The sequence below is a fragment of the Micromonospora aurantiaca ATCC 27029 genome (assembly GCF_000145235.1).
GTDB classification, from domain to species: domain Bacteria; phylum Actinomycetota; class Actinomycetes; order Mycobacteriales; family Micromonosporaceae; genus Micromonospora; species Micromonospora aurantiaca.
The window spans coordinates 2876181-2892587 of record NC_014391.1 but is presented as its reverse complement, the minus strand read 5'-3'; the positions used below and the strand labels follow the sequence as shown (position 1 = coordinate 2892587).

The following is a 16407-nucleotide window of genomic DNA, read 5'->3' as shown; positions in this document are numbered from 1 at the left end:
CCGGGGCCGCTGGCCTCGCCGCGCCCCGTACCGATTCCGATGAGAGGGGCGATACCGTGCGACAGGAGGCCGCAGGTAGGAGGTGACCGCAATGGCGAGGACGACGGGCACCAAGGCGCAGCGTGATCACGTACGCCAGACACTGGCCGGTTTCGGAGTGACCCCGGCCGCCATCGCCGCCGAGCTGCAGCGCCGCTTCGGGCTACGCCCCCGGGATGCCTTCCGCCAGGCCCATGGTTGGACTCAGGACGCGGTAGCCGAGAGACTGAACGCTAAAGGAAACGGTTCGGCGACGTTCACCGGGGCGCGGATCAGCGACTACGAGCGGTGGCCCTTCGGCGGTCGTCGGCCCACCTTGGCCGCCTTGAACGCACTGGCGCAGGTCTTCGGCACCGAACCGAGCAGTCTGGTCGACCTCGACGACCTGACCGCTATGCCGGAAGCAGACCGAGCGGCGGTGAGCGGCAGGAGCGCCGCCCCGATGCCTGCGCCATCGGTCACATCCTCAGCACCGCCTGGCGCGATGGCTGAGCCTCTGCGGTGGGACCTGGGCGCTCTGCAGGACGAGACGGAACTGGTGATAGCGGTGTCAGAACGCACGGCGAGCTTCGGCGCATGGGCGCAAGCCTCCAACGTCGGGCCCTTCACCCTCGACGATGTCGCCGCCTCCACCCGCAGGATCGCCGTCGACTACCTGACCGAGCCGCCTGTCGTCGTCTACGCGCGGGCCGGGCTCCTGGCGGATCGCGTATTCCGCCTTCTGCAGACCGGGCGCCAGAATCCTGATCAGTCTCGGGAGCTCTACACATGGGCGGGCTACCTCTGCACACTGCTCGCTTGGATGGCCGGCGATCTCGGGCATCCGGCCGCAGCCGAGTCCCAGGCACGCACCGCCTGGATGTGCGCCGAGACCGTCCGCGACAGCACCCTCCGCGCCTGGGTCCTCTCCACGGTCAGCAAGACCCACCTGTGGGAGCGGCGGTTCGAAGACGCGGCCAACGCCGCCGTGCGCGGCTACGGCCATGCCGCCGAAGGCAGCGCGGCCGTCATGCTGGCGTGCCAAGAAGCGGACGCGTGGGCGGAGATCGGCGCCGTCGAGCCGGCACGGGCAGCATTGCAACGAGCCGAGGAAGCCCGCCAACAGGCAAGCAGCGACCCCGTGGGTGGCCTCCTCGCCTGCGGCACGGTACGCCAACACAACTACGCTGGATCAGTGCTGCTCCGCATCGGCGAGGCCGCCAACGCCATCGAACATGCCGAGCACGCCCTGACGGAAGCCGCCGCGGACCCCTCGGTCGCGTACGGCACGCTCGCCCAGATCCGCATCTGGGCCGCCGCAGCACATCTCAAAGCCGGCAGCCTCGACGGCGCGGTCTCGGTCCTGTCACCAGTGCTCGCTCTGCCACCCGAACAGCGGCTCGACCCGCTGGTGCACCGCCTGCGTGGCGTCGGGCGCAACATCGCCGGCAACCCGTCACTGCGCGCGAGCATCGAGGCCCGCAATGTCCAAGCAGCCATCACCGAGTTCTGCGCCACCGGCGCCGCCCGACAACTTCCCTGAACCTGGAGAACCCATGGCAGTCCCGCACGCCACCGATATCCGTGATCACTGGTACTGGCGACCGGGTTGGGGCATCGGCTCCCGCTTCTACACCTGGCACATCACCTTCGACGGACAGCCCGAGGTCGAGAAGCTCGCTGACCAGTACCGGTCCCTGCTGTCCTCGCAGCCCAGCCTCGACGTCATCCCGAACCGATGGCTTCACCTCACCATGCAGGGCATCGGCTTCGTCCAAGACGTCGCCACCGACGACGTCGACGCCATCGTGGCCGCCGCCACCGACCGGTGCTCGCGCCTGTCACCTTTCAAGCTCACCATCGGAACCCCCCACGTCGATCCCGAGTCCATCCAGATCGCCGTCGAGCCGATCGAGCCCGTGCGGCAACTCCGCGCCGCCATCCGTGCCGCCATCGCCGACGTCTGGGGGCAGGACCGCGTACCCGAGGCCGCCGAGCCCTACGACCCTCACCTCAGCCTGGCCTACACCAACACCGACGGTCCCGCAGCGCCACTCATCGAGGCCCTCTCCGCCGCCCCGAAAATCAGCGCCGACGCGCTGATCACCTCGTGCCAGCTCATCGTCCTCAACCGCGACGAGGGCATGTACGTGTGGGAACCGTACGCCACGGTAGAACTCGGTTCCTGAATCTTGTTCAACCTCCGCCATGTCACCCCCTGGGATGATCGCCAGGCTCATGTTTCTTGCTCCGCACCTTGTCGCGGACGGCAGGGGTTGCCGTCTTCGAAGGGTGCTCACTCGGCCGGCGTTCGGGTGAAGGAGGCTGCGCCCGCCCCGAGACAGGGCGGGCGCAGGTCACGCGGCGCGTGGCGGTGCAGGTTGGTGTAGGCGGAGCAGGCGGGCGAGGGTCGCGGCTTGGTCGACGGTCGGGAGGCCGGCTTCGGCGGCCAAGGCTTGGATCTCGGTCTCGGTTGCGGGTTCGGTCAGGTAGCGGGCCATCGACATCGTCCCTGGCAGGAGTGGAGCGTCCGCCTCGGGACGCGCGGTCGGGGCCTCGCAGCCGGCTGTCCGCGTGGGCGGGGTCGGCGGCGACGGGTGTGGTGTGTTCGCACGTGATTGCTGGTCACGGCGTGCGGCCATGTCCCTCCCAGGACGACTCGCGGCGTGGGGGCGAGGTGTGGGGCCATGGTCATCTCCTCTCTCGGTTCACCAGGGAGTTCTGAAAATCGATCGCCGGCCTCCGCCACCCGGACTGGGGCGGCGGGTCGACGTAGTCGCCGGTCGGGTGACTTCGATTGCGGGAGCAGCGGGTGGAGGGCCGCGGACGGTACCTCCAGGGGCCACGAAAGTGAACAGTGCGCCACTCACAGCGACTCACCGCGACGTGCCGTCGGGTGTGAGTACTCGGACGGGCGCGGGTCTGCCGCCGAACTGCGCTGCTGACAGAGTCTGACGGGTCCCGTCCGATGCGGGCTGTCCGCTCTCGTCGCCCTCGGTGCGCGCCCACATGCGAAGAACGGCTCCCGCCCTGGCGGGTTTGGCGGGCATGGGTATGTCCGGCGGTGTGTAGGGCGTTCAGGGCGGCCGTCCGCGCCGCCTGTCCCGCCTGACCTCATGAGGCGTCCCGCTTATCTGGGGCGGGCTGGTCATGGACGGGATATTCGTCGTCGTGGCGGGTGTCGGTATAGGGCAGGTCGATGAGGCGGTGACGGCCCGCGCGGCCGGGTAGCTGCCAGATCTGGTGGGCGGGGCTGGCGGCGAAGGCGGTGCGTAGTTCAGCGCTGGTGGTGGCGATGACCTTTGTCGGGTCGGGGACGGCGGCGAGGCGGTGGTGCAGGTTCGCCTCCCGTCGTGCGGAGGGGAGGTGGAACAGCACCGGCCATGCCCAGGTGCTCATCATGTACAGCCGCTCGTACTTGATGACCTTGTCGATGAGGACCTGCAGGTTTTCGCCGCTGGTGTCGTACTCAAGGAAGAACGGCACGGACCGTCCGTCCTCGGTCCACACCCCGGCACCGTCCGGACGGGGGAAGCCGGTCGCTCCGGCGATGATGATCTGCGGGTCGCCGCCGGCGCGGTACAGGGAGCCTGGTTCGTGGTAGGCCGACGCGGGCTGCCAGCGGACCAGGTCGGTGTCGGGGTGAGTGCGGGCGTGGGCGGCGAGGTCGATGAAGACCTGGTTAGCGCCAAGCAGATGCGGCAGGTCCGGCCGGGACGTCAATGACTGTTTGCGGCGGCGGGCCTGGTCCCGGCGGCCTCGTGGAAGTCCGCGTTGAGCGTGTACGTGGTCGTAGCCGAGCTGGTCCAGGACGTAGTGGTACGGGTAGGAGCCGCCGTCGGCCTTGTTAGGTCGGAACCGGTCCACCGCCCGCAGCAGGGTGAGGCGGCGCAGCCGGCGTTGAGTGAAGTCCAGGGACGGGAATAGGGCGGCGGCGATCTGGTCGGTGGTGAGCACACCGTGGTCGTAGAGCCAACCGAATAGCCGGTCGTCACGGGCGGTGATGCTGGCTTGAAGCCGCAGCAGCGGATCTGCGCTGTGTATGGGTTTACGCATGGGCAGCCCCAGGGGGGAGACCCCAGAGTTGAGGGTCTGTCTGGAGCGGCATCGGAGCGCTGAGAGCGGGGTTGACCTGGGCTGTGAGCGGCCGTGAGGGGTCAGGTTGGGGGTCAGGATCAAGACGGACGGTAGACCGGAGATCCGCGCTGACTGCTAAACCGCCGGGCCCACCGGGTCTGGAATGACGGATTGGTAGGAGTCGGTGTGGGTCGGGCCAGTGACGCTGGTGCGCTTCGCGGTGCGGGGTGATCATCGTTCTTGCTCCATGGTCAGAGGGTGCGAGTGGGTGTGACGTTGGTGCGCCTGCCGCCGCAGCGGGCGAGAGCGGGTGGGCAGGTCCGGTCGACTTCTGTCAGCTCGCGGGCGTGCTGACAGGCGCGCACGCCGGTCTGACAGCGTCGGCTCGGCCTGACAGAAGCCATTGGTTCGGGTTCTGTCACGCGACCTCCCTCGCTGACGGATCCGGTGCCGGCGGGGTGGTCTCGGCGCGCAGGACGCGCACGAGGGCTGAGGCGGTGGCGTTGGACAACTGGTGCCCGTCCGCGCGTAGCCGGTGGGCGAGGGCCTTGCGGGACAGAGGTGTCCCTTCGGCGGTGAGGGTGTGGGCGGCGGTCCGGGCGGCCGGTACCAGCGCGGTGACCTCCGGAGCGCCGTCGTCGGTCGATGCCTCGTGGTCCGGGTGGTCCGGGACCGCCGATGGTTGGTCCGCGACGGCGGGGACCGCTGTCGCGGGGTCCGGGACCGCGGCGGCGGTGACGGGGACCGGCGGGCGGTTGTCCGGGACCGACGTGTCGACGGTCTGCGGCGGTTCGAGCTCCGTCGGCGCGGGCTGGGCGGTGGAGGTGGGTGGGGTGGGGTCGGCGCGGCCGAGGGCGATCTTCACCATCGCCAGGAAACCCAGGGCGGGTAGGGCGGCGGCGATCCAGCCGATCACCGACGCCTCGGCCTCGACGACCTGCGCGGCAAGCGACAGCAGCACCGCTGCGGTCAGCATGGTGGCGGGGAAAACGATGCTTCTGCCCAGTCGCCGGTTGCGGCGCAGCTCCAGACCGGCGGCGATCGAGGTCAGCTCCAGGACGATCGCGTCGGCCCAGGCCAGCCAGCCCGGCTGGCCGTGCGCAGCGGCGACGTCATGCACGTGGGTGAACGACGCCGCGCCGGCCGCCCCGCCGATCAGCAGCATGATCGCCACCTGGGCGCGGTCCTCCAGCCGCTGCCGTCCGCGCCCCGCCGCAGCGGGCGGGTCGCGACGTCGCTGGTCATGTGTCGCCAAAGGCCCACCACCTGTGGCCGGCTGGCCCGGATGACACCCGGTGAGGCGTCGTCGCCCAGACGTGGACGACCGGGAGGGCGGCCGTGACGGCCGGGCCCGTAGCGACGATGTTGTCGAGTGAAGTCACGATCTTCTCCAAAATTGGGGTTGTGGGTTCCAGGTGCGGCACGAGGGCGGATCGCCTGCGGGTCGCGCCTGCCAGCCGGGTACGGGCAGGCGCGACCCTGCCGGGTGACGCCCGGCCGGGCGGACCCCTCACGTGGGCGCGGGGGACGGCAAGTCACTATGGTCGAGTCAAGGAACACGCCAGACCCCACGCAGCAGGCAGCAGGGCAAGCAGGCGTCGCCGCAGCCCGCACAGCAGGCCGCAGTCAACAGCGTGGACACAGGGCGAACGGCCAAGCCGAGCCACAGATGATCAGAACCCACCACCGATAGCGCGCAGGCGCTCAGGTGGGTGCGGCGGCTCAACTCGCCGACAGACGATCCTTCATGGGGTCCTCCCATCACTCGACGTACCCCGACAGGGTCGGCACCAGCAACGGCAGGCACCCCCACTGGGGGTGCCTGCCCGCTGAGTCTGTGGCCGACGGCGCCAGCCGACGCTGCGGGAACGTCTCTCCATTACGCCCCGGAAACCCGATCCAGTCAACCACCGATCTCCAACAGATCAGCCGCGAAGTCTTGTCGCCAGTCCGCCTGAGTGCTATGGATGTCGCCTACGTCCGTGACGGTTCCTGTCCGTCCACGCGATTCGCGGTCGAGAATCTTTCTGTGACGTCTCGCATGCTGGGATGTCGATCTCCGTAAGCGGCGAATCGGGTGGTCACATTCTGCCCTCAACCGCTGGTTCGTGGCCTTCTGTTGTCCTACCGCTGTGGTGGCGCCACGGAGTGCGAGTGCCGTGGCGAAGATCGTCAGATGGCGACGGCAGTCGATCCTTGCCGGCCGCTGTCAGAGGCAGTCGCTACACTCCCCGGCCGCGGCAAGAGGTCAGTAGACATCAATGCGTCCGGGCGGAGAACACCTCCACGTCCTGCAGTTCGACAACGGGGTCATCACGGTGGGCCGCACCGGCGACCCCCGCATGCGCCACGAGCGTCACGAGCCGAGATTGCGGTCGCTACCGTCTCACCATCAAGCGTCGCTGGGTCTCGGAGGCATGGCAGGGCGCCCAGTGGGCGGAGCGCCAGCTGATCGCCGTCTGCGCCAAGATCGGCAGACGCACGCCAGCGGGCCGCGAGTACTTCCGCGACGTGCCCTTCAGCATCGCGTGCCAGCAGGCCCGGCAGGGGCACCCCACCACGTGCCCAGACTGCCGGCAAGGGGTGGTGGCCGCGCCGATGCGGATGCCCGCCACGGTCGAACGACGCCTCGGAACACGATGGTGAGCTCGTCTGCGACTTTCGGCTGCCGTGCGACGGCGTCATCACCGCACGCCTGCACGACCCGGACATGGCCCCCGACGGCAGATATCCGATGCGCCGGAGCGAGCACTACGACATTGAGCTGGAGTGCAGCGAGATCGACGCCTGGAACGTCTGGGGGGGGCCGAACCACGTACCCAGCCGCTCGCACCTGGTGTGCCCGCTCGACTGTGACCGCCCGGCCTTGCGGGCGTGTCCGGACGCCCGCCGTGACATCGCTCGGGTGGGCATGAGCGCTCGCGCGGGCATGCCACTGATGCTGGCCCCGCTACGCGACGGCGCTCCTCACAGGTGACCAACGCGGGAGGCTAGCCGAACGGCTGACGGGACGCGTCACCTCACGTGGTGACCGCGTCGCGAACCAACCGGCGAAACCGCGCTGGGAAGGTTTGACCACCGTCGCGCCCCCCCGGGCTGGTTGGGTACGTGAGGCGGTCGTTCGGGAAGACCGAGCGAGGGCCATCGCGCGGCGGGCAGCGCGCGCGGCGGCGCACATGCCCCGCTGCCCGACACACTGCAGATTCCGGCAGTTGCCACGCTCATTCGGTTGGTGCGCGGCGGCGACATCGAAGGCGAGCCGCCACAACAGCGGATCGACCACATCACCGGGCAGGGCAGCGAGAGCGCTGAGTCGTTCGCGGGGCACGGCGAGAAACCTTCCGTCGACGGGTCACGCCGCCCAGCCCGATCACGGCGGGACGACGGACACGATCGACGCTCACCTCTGCCTGAAGGTCAAGTCGTCAGGCCACCCGCTGGTCCTGCGGGCCGAACTTCCACCGCCAGTCGAGGCGGTGGCGGCCGAACGCGGCCGTGACGACCGGTCGCCAATCGCGTCAGCGCCGAGCTCGGCATTAATGCGCCGCCCACCGTTTCGCCATAGGCCAGGACACGTCATAGCGTTTCGCGGCCCGGGCGACCCGTGATCACGATCAAACGCGCCAGGCGAAGACGTGCACGAGGAGTTCAGAGCGGCGTTAGCGTGGGACACGAAGGCCTCCTGGTTGCCGGAGCGGTTCCTAGACAGCTCCACTCCACAACCGGAGGCCTTCGTCATCCCGTCTATCTACGCCGTGTCGTCACACGACCTCAACCAGCCTGCCTGGGCAGTACACCCAGACGGTGGGCCGGACCGGTCGGTTCGGCCCACCGTCTCTTGCCGTTGCAGGCGGGCGCTCACGAAGCCACGACGACCCAAAACGGTCCGGCCGTGGGACATCGGGTCGGTAACTGGGCACCCTCTGGGGCTGCTGCCTCCACTGATCCTCCTCGCAAGGAGACCTTGTCGCCGGTCTTGAGCGACTTGGGCTGACTCAGTGAGGAGGTAGGAAAGATCGGCACGTAGACCGTGCCTGATGTGGAATCGGTGACGCTCAGGCACTCATCTCTTTTCGAGACGGTGCCCTCCAATAGCGCGCTGTCGCCGACGCCTGGCTCCTCGTCTCGATATTGGGCAAATGTCGCCGAGCCGGCGTCAAAGGCATCGTCGGGCGAACGGGAGCAGCCGTTCATGCAAGCCATGATCACGCAGCCTGCGAGCAGGGGGCGCAGAACAGCACGATTCATCCGTCACCAACTCTGCTAGTAGTAGAGGGTTGTGCCTGACGGGATTCGGTAGATCTTGGAGTATACGCTCCACCCGCTACCCCCGCCCTTATGGATCCCGATCGCGTTACTTCCGTTCACCCACGGCCCGCCGCTGTCGCCTCCGGCCTGGTCGGCGCTCACCCTGACGAAGACCGAATTGCATGTCGTGCCGGGGCAGGCGCCGGACCAGGTCGGCTTGTAGGCGATCGAGGTGATCGTGCCGCACTTCCAACCGCTCGTCTTGCCCCGATGACATGCCGTAATGCCTTCCGGCACGTCTTGCGGTCCCCCGACGATCGTCGGACTTGATGAGGATGACCCGTAGAACGTGTTGGAGATGGAGTTCCCGGTGCCGACGGCGACGCCGTAGAACGCGATGTCCGCGTTGGCGCCGTAGTTCTGGGCCTGTCTGGTGCTGGTTTCCCAGACGCCGGTGCCTGCGGTGTTAGGGTAGATGTTCTGAGTCTGACCGCAGTGGGCGGCGGAGAAGTATCCGATGGCGGAACCGTTCTTCGCGGAGAAGCCCGCAGTACAGCTGGTCAGCGCTACCCCGCCCCGGACCGTCAGCCCAGAGTCACCGCCGGCGTCCTGCAGGTGCTTGAGCACGACCTCGGGAAAACCGGTAGCGTCCTTCACCGCCTGAGCTACTGACCCACTGCCGCTGTCTGTGGTTTCGATGACCAGTGCTCCGTCTGCCGTCCGGACGTACATGCCCTGCACCCCCGGGGAGACCTGACGTACTGCAGCCTCGACCTGTGTCGTCAACTCGGGTCGCCTGTTGCTGATCGGTGTTCCATCGACCACCGAGACGGTGGTCAGGCTGGACAGCCGCAGTTCGGCGAAGGCGGATGCGACATCTTTTCGCGCGGTGCGCACCCGCAGTGTCTGGCCACCGGAGTCCTGCTCGATCCAGACGTCGGCGTCGACCCCAAGTGTGACGCCGGTGCGGGAGATTAACTCGACGACGTTCTTCTGGTCATTGATTGCGTCAGTGGCCTTGTCGATGCCCACGTTGTTGAGCCGCGCATAGTCCTCGGTGGCGGCAGTGGTCGCATCGGCTGGAGCGGAAGAGGCCACAGCCTGCGCTGTCGGCGTTGCGGCCAGGGCGAGCAGAGTCGCCGCCGAGAGCGCGGCAGCCTTGTGAGCTGTGCGTCGTCGCACCGGTCCTCCAAAGTAGCGTGATCGATGGTTCACGGAAGGTAGCAAGAGCCGCTTCGCCGTCACAAGACTTCGGGGAACGACAGACGTCGTTGCCTTACTCATCCTCAACAGCCTCGTAGGCTGCCCTGGCTCGCGGTGGCGGCGGCGGGCCTCCGCCATTGTCCACTGGGGCACACAGCTGCCAGCCTCGGTCCAGGCTCGCAGCCGGACGACATCCTCTGCTTCCGCACGAGTTTGGGTGCCGACGGGCCAACGCCGCCGATCCTGTACGCCAAGCTGGCAGTCCTTGGCCGTCCTCGGAAACACGACGAGGATGAGCCGGACCGAACGGCGCAGACGTCTTCGCCCTCGAAGCGACGCTGGATCGGGTCGGCGAACTTCACGACGTCGTCACGGCCAGCCTTGAGTTCAAATCCTGGATCGGACCTCGCGCTGCTGCGCGCCGCCGAGAATTTCTATCGGACTTGAACAGCAGTTCCGATGGCATCGACACCGTCGTCGACATACACCTATTCGAACGGGCGCTACCGAACCACGACAATGCGACGATGGCGCCGACGGCGGCGCAACTGCGATAAAGCCCTTCTTGCCTGTGCTTCAATCGCAGGTGAGTAATTTGCCGATCGAACCGCTGGTTGCCGGGAGAACCTTCTCCATCTTGGAACGCGCGAGTCAGGCCTTCGGGTGGTGGTGGGGGTCGAAGTTCCAGTTCCAGTGGAGGCGGTGGCGGCCGAAGGGGCTGCGGTCGCCTTTGTAGGCGGCGGGTAGGAGTTTGATGTCGGCGACGAGGCGGATGATCTCTCGTTTGACGGGGGTGTTGCCGTCGAGTTCTTGCCATGCCTGTACGGCGTGGTCGCCGATGCGTCCGCGGAGCACGGCGGGGATGCCGGCGTCGGCGGCGCGTTGTTCGTGCTCGGCGATCTGGGCGAGGAGGCCTTTCTCGGCGCGGGCGTAGGCGATGGCGGTGACGTCGCCGTTTTCGGCGAGGCGGCGCCAGTCTTCGAGTTCTCTGCGCAGGCGTTGGGCTTCGGCGCGGGCGTGGGTGACGTCTTCGTCGCTGCCAGCGGCGGCGGTGAGGATGTCGTGGACGTCGGGGCGGGACAGCCACGCCACTACGGCGCGCTGCACGTACTCGTCGAGGATCGGTGCTTTCACTCCGACGTGCCGCTTGTGCAGGCAGGAGTACACCTGCCCGGTCCAGCCGTGCCGGTTCTGCCGCTGCGAGGACAGCGGCCCGTCGCACACTCCGCAGCGCACGATGTAGGACAGCAGGTGCACCGCCCGGCCGGGACGGGTCGTGGTGCGCGCGGGGTCGCCGAGCATGCGCACCACCGCCCAGTAGGTCTCCTCGCTGACCAGGGCGGGCCAGATCCCGTCGCCGACGATCTCCCCGCGCAGGACCCGCTTACCGATGTAGGCCGGGTTCATCACCTGCTTGCGCAGGATCCCCCGCCGCCAGACCCCGCCCTGGGAGGCGGGGATCCCGAGCCGGTTCAACTCGGCTTCCCGCGCCGTCAACGGCATCCCCGCGGCGATGAGCCGGAAGTTGTCCCGCACCACCTGAGCGTGGGAATACTCCGTCACCGTCCCGTCGGCGGCCACGGCGGTGCGGATCTCGTCGTCGGGCTCCTGACGCAGCAACGCTCGGGTGCGCTGGTCGTAGATCCGCCGATACCCGTAGGTGATCTTTCCGTGCGGGCGACCCGCTTCGGCGGCGCCGACGATGCCGCGCAGCACGTTGTCGCGGATCGCCTCGGCCATCCACTCGGCCTGCACCGCCTGGAAACCGAGCATCATCCGGTCGTTCTTGTCCCGCAGGTCATACAACACCCCACCGACCAGCCAGAAGTACAGGCCGACCTCGTGACACATGTCCCGGATCTTCACGAACACGGCCAAGTCGCGTTCCTTGCGGGAGATCTCCCAGACCACCAGCACATCGCCCTTGCCCGCGCGGATCTGCTCGATCAGCAACTCGAACTGCTCGCGCTCCTTCGTCGCACGGCGGCTGGCCGAGCGGTGGTTGTCGGTGAACGACCCCGCGTCCGTCCAGGACCGCTTCGTAATCTCCGCCAAGTTGAGCACGCCCTGGTCGTGGACGCTCTTGCCCTGCTCCTTCTTGTCCTGACTCGCGCGCTGATACCGCAACGCCCGCACCTGCCCGCCCCCGGCCAGCAGCGCGTCCTTGCTGTCAAAACGGCCCTGGTTCCCCGACCGGGCCTTCCGCCGTACCATCAGAACCGTCCCCCTAGACGTCTGTTAGGCAACATCGACCATAGCTTCTAACGATCCTTGACAGTGCCGACCGTGCAGTCGAGCACGGCGGCCGTGTCCTCCAGGCTCAGGTCCAGGTAGTGCCGGAGCACCACGGCGGCCCGCTGTCCCGCCGGGACGGCTTCGAGCGCCGCCCGCAGGCGCATCCGCTCGTCAGTCACCGCCGCCGTGTCCCGCACCGCGGCGTCCGGCATGGCGTCGCCGGCCGACCGCTCGCGCCGCCAGGGCCGACGGGTCTCGTCGATCGCGGCCCGGTAGACCATGGTCTTGACGTAGAGATCGGGCCGCTCCAGCTTCCGCCAGCGTGGATAGAGCTTGACCAGCGCGTTTGCCACGGCGTCCTCCGCGGCGTGCCAGTCGCCGCAGGTCATGTACGCCAGCTTGCGCAGGGACGCCATCTGTGACGTCACGAACTCGCGGAACGCTTGCTCGTCTTCGGCTTTCAATCGACTGCCTCCTCGTGACGGAGGTAGAACGGCTACGCCCGCCCGGGAAGTTGCACGGACGGCGGACCAATTCCGCCACGTGTCCGGAGGCCTCGTCAGTACCGTCCCGGTGGCGGCGCCGGCCACGAGCGGATCATGGTCGCCAGCAGCGCCGGATGGTCGGTCGCCCCGCGCATGTCCACCGCGCGGCGGCAGCAGATCGTCACGCCGCTCGACGCCAGGATCTGCTGGCGGCCGCCGTCGTCGATCCGCCGGTAGCCCACCGGCACGCACGACCGCACGTCCGGCATGCCTCCGGCCCGCAGGTTGAGGTCACCGCCGAGGACGGTCGGCGCGCCGACGGCGCCGCCCCGGACGCCCGGCACGACGGTGCCGAGCAACTGCCCGCACTGGGCCAGCGCCACCTGGCCGCTGGTGTTCGCCAGGTGCGTGGTGCACGCGTGCAGCCCGTCGGCCCGGACACAGAGCCAGACCCGCTCCTCAGGGTCGGTCAGGTCCTGCGCCGGATAGGTCCCCCGGTGCACCGACGGCCGCGTGTCGCGGGCGTCGAGGCGGGCCAGCAACCCGATCCCGTACGGCTCGCCGTTGTTGCACCGGGTGGGACCGCCGGAGGGGCGGTCACCGGCGGCCTGGAACGCGGACACCGTCGTGCCACCGGCACGGACGGCCCGCAGCGTACGCGCAAGCGTCACCACGTCGTCGCGGCAGACCTCGTTGAGCGTGACCACGTCGGGCAGTTCCGCGGCGATGACGTCGGCGGCCTGCGGGACGGCCCGGCCGGTGTAGCAGCCGGCCCGGCCGCTGTTGCACAGGTTCATCTGGAGCACCCGCAGCGTCCCCGCGCCGGCGGCGCCGGCGTCCGAGGATCCAGCCGGTAGCCCGGCAACGACGAGCAGACACACCGCGGTCAGCACCCGGCGGACACGCCGGGCGAGGTGGGTGACCGGCTGCGCTGACAGCGGGGCTCCAACTGGTACGGGCGGCGGCGGGCGCCGGTGATCCTATCGCCGCAACGCTCCCGTCACCGCCCGGCGCGGCCTACCTCGGTACGGCCCGGAACCACGCCTCCCGGTCGTCCGGGTCCGGTCCGCGCCGGGGCAGTGTCGGGGGTTCCTCGCCGGTGACCGGCGCGTAATGGTCGAAGGTGGTGGTCAGCACCGCCTCGCCGCCGGTGAGGTCGGGCAGGGCGGCGACGACCCGCGGCACCCGGGCGGACGGCAGGGTGCCGCTCACCTCCAGGTAGCCGCCAGCGACTGCGGTGTCGTGGACGACCGCGCCGAGCCGGCCGAGCAGCGCCAGCACCGTCTCGACCGCGTGCCGGGGCAGGTTGACGTCGAACCGCTCGATCGGCTGGCACACCCGCGTACCGGCCTGCCGCAGCGCGGCGGCGACCACGACCGGGGCGAGGTTGCGGAAGTCCGCCGCCACCGTCGATATCGACTTGTCGAACTTCTGGTGCGGCCTGCTCTGCCGGGGCCAGTACCGGGACGCCGTCATGGTGACAGTGCAGTCGGTGACCGGCCAGCCGTGCCGGCCCTGCCGCAGCGCGGCCCGCACGCCCTCCTCGGTGGCGGCGACGAAGGCGGGTGGCAGCCGGCCCGGCTCGATCCCGGGACGGAACTCGATGCCGTGCCCGGCCGGTGCGGCGTCGATGCGCAACCCCAGCCCGGCCAGGTACGGGTTGCCGCGCTCGCGCAACCGCTCCTCGGCGGCGCCGGTGCCGGCGACCCGTTCGATGCAGGCGGTGAGCGTGCCGGAGAACCGCACCCGGACGCCGTAGCGGTCCTCCATCAGGGCGGCGAGGACCTCCTTCTGGACCTCGCCGTGCAGGCGGATCACCGCTTCCGCCTGCTGCTCGTCGAGGCGCAGGTCCACGAGCGGGTCCTCGTCGGCCAGCTCGGCCAGGCCGGCGAACATCGCCAGGCGCTGCGCCGGGTCGACCGGCTCGACGACCGCCTGCCGGGTCGGTGGCGGGAACCGGTAGCCGTGCCGCCGTGGCGGGTCGCCGATGTGCTGGCCGATCCGGGCCGACACCCCGCGTACCGCCGCGATCTGCCCGGCGGAGACCGACCGGCGCACCAGCACGCCGGCGGGCTCGATGACGGCGATCTCGGTGACCGGCTCCGGACGACCGCCGGCGAGCTGCACCCGGTCCCGCACCCGCAGACGCCCGGACCACAACCGCAGCCAGGCGCGCCGGCCGCGCCCGTCCCGGTCGACGGCGAAGACGGTGCCCGCCGGCGGACCGTCCCGCGCCTCGCCGTGCGGGAGCAGGTCGGCCAGGACGTCGCACAGCCGGCGTACCCCGGCACCGGTGATGGCCGAGCCGCACACCGCCGGGACCAGCTCGGCGCCTCGTACCGCGCGGCGGAGCGCCCGGCGGACGTCGCGGACACGTACCGGCCGGTCGGTCAGCCAGCGTGCCGCCACCGCGTCGTCGACCTCGGCCACCTCCGCCACCACGGGTTCGGCGTCGAGGTCCACGGCATGCACCAGGGCCTCGCGGCTGCCCTGGCCGGTGACAGTGGTGAGCAGGACCGGCCGCGCCCCGAGCCGCTGCCGCACCTGGGCCGTCGCCCGGTCCACGTCGGCGCCGCCACGGTCCACCTTGTTGAAGAAGAACACAGTCGGTACGCCGATGCGGCGCAGCGCCCGCCAGATGGCGACTGTCTGCGGCTGGACGCCCTCCACGCTCGACACCACGAGCACTGCGGCGTCGAGGACGGCCAGGGACCGCTCGACCTCCGCGATGAAGTCGGGGTGGCCGGGGGTGTCCAGCAGGTTGATGCTGAGGTCGCCGATGGTGATCGAGGTGACGGCCGCCCGGATGGTGATGCCGCGGCGGCGTTCCAGCTCCATCGAGTCGGTCCGGGTCGTGCCGGCGTCGACGCTGCCCGGCTCGGCCACGGCGCCCGCCTCGTAGAGCAGGCGTTCGGTCAGGCTGGTCTTTCCGGCGTCAACATGCGCGACGATTCCGAGGTTCAACAGGGCCAAGGCGGAGCTCCACGGTAGGACGGGCAAGGGTCCGAAGCGTGGAAGCTGCTCGCATTGTCTCTCCTGGTGACAGTCGTGGTGGCGGCGCTCGCCGCCGGTGCGCAGTCCTACTTTGCCCGTCCGCCGCGACCACCACCACCGAATTCGGTCCGGCTCAGCGCACGGACGCGGCCGTACTCGGCCAGGGCGTGAAAGGCGGCCTTGGGCGTCCACGAGCCGTCCGGCAGCACGCGCACGATCCCCCGTGACGCCAGGTCGTAGTCGTGCTCGGGGTCGCCGGTGGTCGGCAGGTGCCGGTTCGCGAACGTGTACACGAACGCCGCCTCCGCCCCGCCGGCCTCGTAGTCGCGCAGCAGGTCGACGAGGTAGCGTGCCTGGCCCTCCTCGTCGCGCTCCAGCTCCGCGGTGAGCTTCGCCGCACGGCCGTGCTCGTCGTAGGCCACGGGCTCCGTCGCGCCCGCGACGTCGGCCGCGCCGCGGAACGTGCAGCAGCCGAACTCGGTCGCCGCGTACGGCTTGCCCTGCCCCACGGCCGCCGCCAGGGACTGCGGGAACACCGCGGAGTTGGTCGCGTCACGGTAGCCGGCGTCGCTGGCGATGATGTCGAAGGCCGTCCAGTCGACGTCCTCGAGCGGGATCGAGGCGTACCCGACGGGGCCGCCGAAGCGCTCCCGCACCGCGGGCACCGCTTCCGCGAGGAAGTCGCGCACCGCCGCCCGCGCGGCGGGGACCGCCTCCCGCATCCGCATCGGGTCGGTGAACACCGCCATGCGCTCGGTCAGGTCACGGCCGGGCAGGAAACCGTCGGTGAACAGGGAGATCTCGGAACCGGTGAGGTAGACGACCGGGGCGCCGTCACGCCGCAGCCGCTCGGCCCGCTCGGCGCCGTCGAGCAGGAACGCCATGAGGCCGTCGCGGTCCAGGCCGTTGGTGAACGGGCAGTACCACACCTCCAACCCCGCCTCGGCCGCCAGCCGCGCGGTCAGCTCCAGCCGGTCCTGCACGCCGCCGGTGACGCGGACCGCGTCGCAGCGCAGCTCGTCGCGGATGACACGCAGGTCGCTGCGCACGACGTCGGGGTCGAACGGCTCGTGGGTGGTGGATCCGGCGCTGACGAAGCCGGTGTCGTAGTTCATGCCGAAGACGCGCATCGAGAACTCCACTCTTA

General features: G+C 69.6%; 10 protein-coding genes. 2 read left to right on the top strand and 8 right to left on the bottom strand.

The window, feature by feature from the left end; all coding sequences use genetic code 11:
* The first annotated feature begins 91 nt into the window (after window positions 1–91).
* Window positions 92–1561 (top strand): helix-turn-helix domain-containing protein, encoded by a 1470-nt coding sequence (locus tag MICAU_RS12680; RefSeq protein ID WP_013285709.1) that lies wholly within the window; start codon window positions 92–94, stop codon window positions 1559–1561.
* Window positions 1562–1574: 13 nt separating this feature from the next.
* Window positions 1575–2207, top strand: a complete 633-nt coding sequence (locus MICAU_RS12675) for a 2'-5' RNA ligase family protein (protein WP_013285708.1) — start codon at window positions 1575–1577, stop codon at window positions 2205–2207.
* A 925-nt stretch (window positions 2208–3132) separates the two neighbouring features.
* On the opposite strand, the gene MICAU_RS12670 is transcribed toward MICAU_RS12675, so the two are convergent.
* The 8 genes from MICAU_RS12670 to MICAU_RS12625 form a co-directional block, all read right to left on the bottom strand.
* Complete coding sequence (locus MICAU_RS12670; RefSeq protein ID WP_013285707.1) at window positions 3133–4074, bottom strand: replication-relaxation family protein; 942 nt, start codon at window positions 4072–4074, stop codon at window positions 3133–3135.
* A gap of 439 nt (window positions 4075–4513) precedes the next feature.
* Window positions 4514–5350: a DUF2637 domain-containing protein gene (locus MICAU_RS12665; RefSeq protein ID WP_041798987.1), complete on the bottom strand. Its 837-nt coding sequence runs from the start codon at window positions 5348–5350 to the stop codon at window positions 4514–4516.
* 3008 nt (window positions 5351–8358) lie between these two features.
* Complete coding sequence (locus MICAU_RS12650; RefSeq protein WP_013285704.1) at window positions 8359–9525, bottom strand: chymotrypsin family serine protease; 1167 nt, start codon at window positions 9523–9525, stop codon at window positions 8359–8361.
* 672 nt (window positions 9526–10197) lie between these two features.
* Window positions 10198–11760: a recombinase family protein gene (locus tag MICAU_RS12645; protein WP_013285703.1), complete on the bottom strand. Its 1563-nt coding sequence runs from the start codon at window positions 11758–11760 to the stop codon at window positions 10198–10200.
* A gap of 47 nt (window positions 11761–11807) precedes the next feature.
* Complete coding sequence (locus tag MICAU_RS12640; protein ID WP_013285702.1) at window positions 11808–12245, bottom strand: SigE family RNA polymerase sigma factor; 438 nt, start codon at window positions 12243–12245, stop codon at window positions 11808–11810.
* Window positions 12246–12340: 95 nt separating this feature from the next.
* The gene (locus MICAU_RS12635; protein WP_013285701.1) at window positions 12341–13159 is read right to left on the bottom strand and encodes an endonuclease/exonuclease/phosphatase family protein; all 819 of its coding nucleotides are present in this window, start codon (window positions 13157–13159) and stop codon (window positions 12341–12343) included.
* A 124-nt stretch (window positions 13160–13283) separates the two neighbouring features.
* Window positions 13284–15239 (bottom strand): elongation factor G, encoded by a 1956-nt coding sequence (locus tag MICAU_RS12630; protein WP_013285700.1) that lies wholly within the window; start codon window positions 15237–15239, stop codon window positions 13284–13286.
* Between the two features lie 107 nt (window positions 15240–15346).
* Complete coding sequence (locus tag MICAU_RS12625; protein WP_236619317.1) at window positions 15347–16402, bottom strand: glycoside hydrolase family 113 protein; 1056 nt, start codon at window positions 16400–16402, stop codon at window positions 15347–15349.
* Window positions 16403–16407 lie beyond the last annotated feature (5 nt).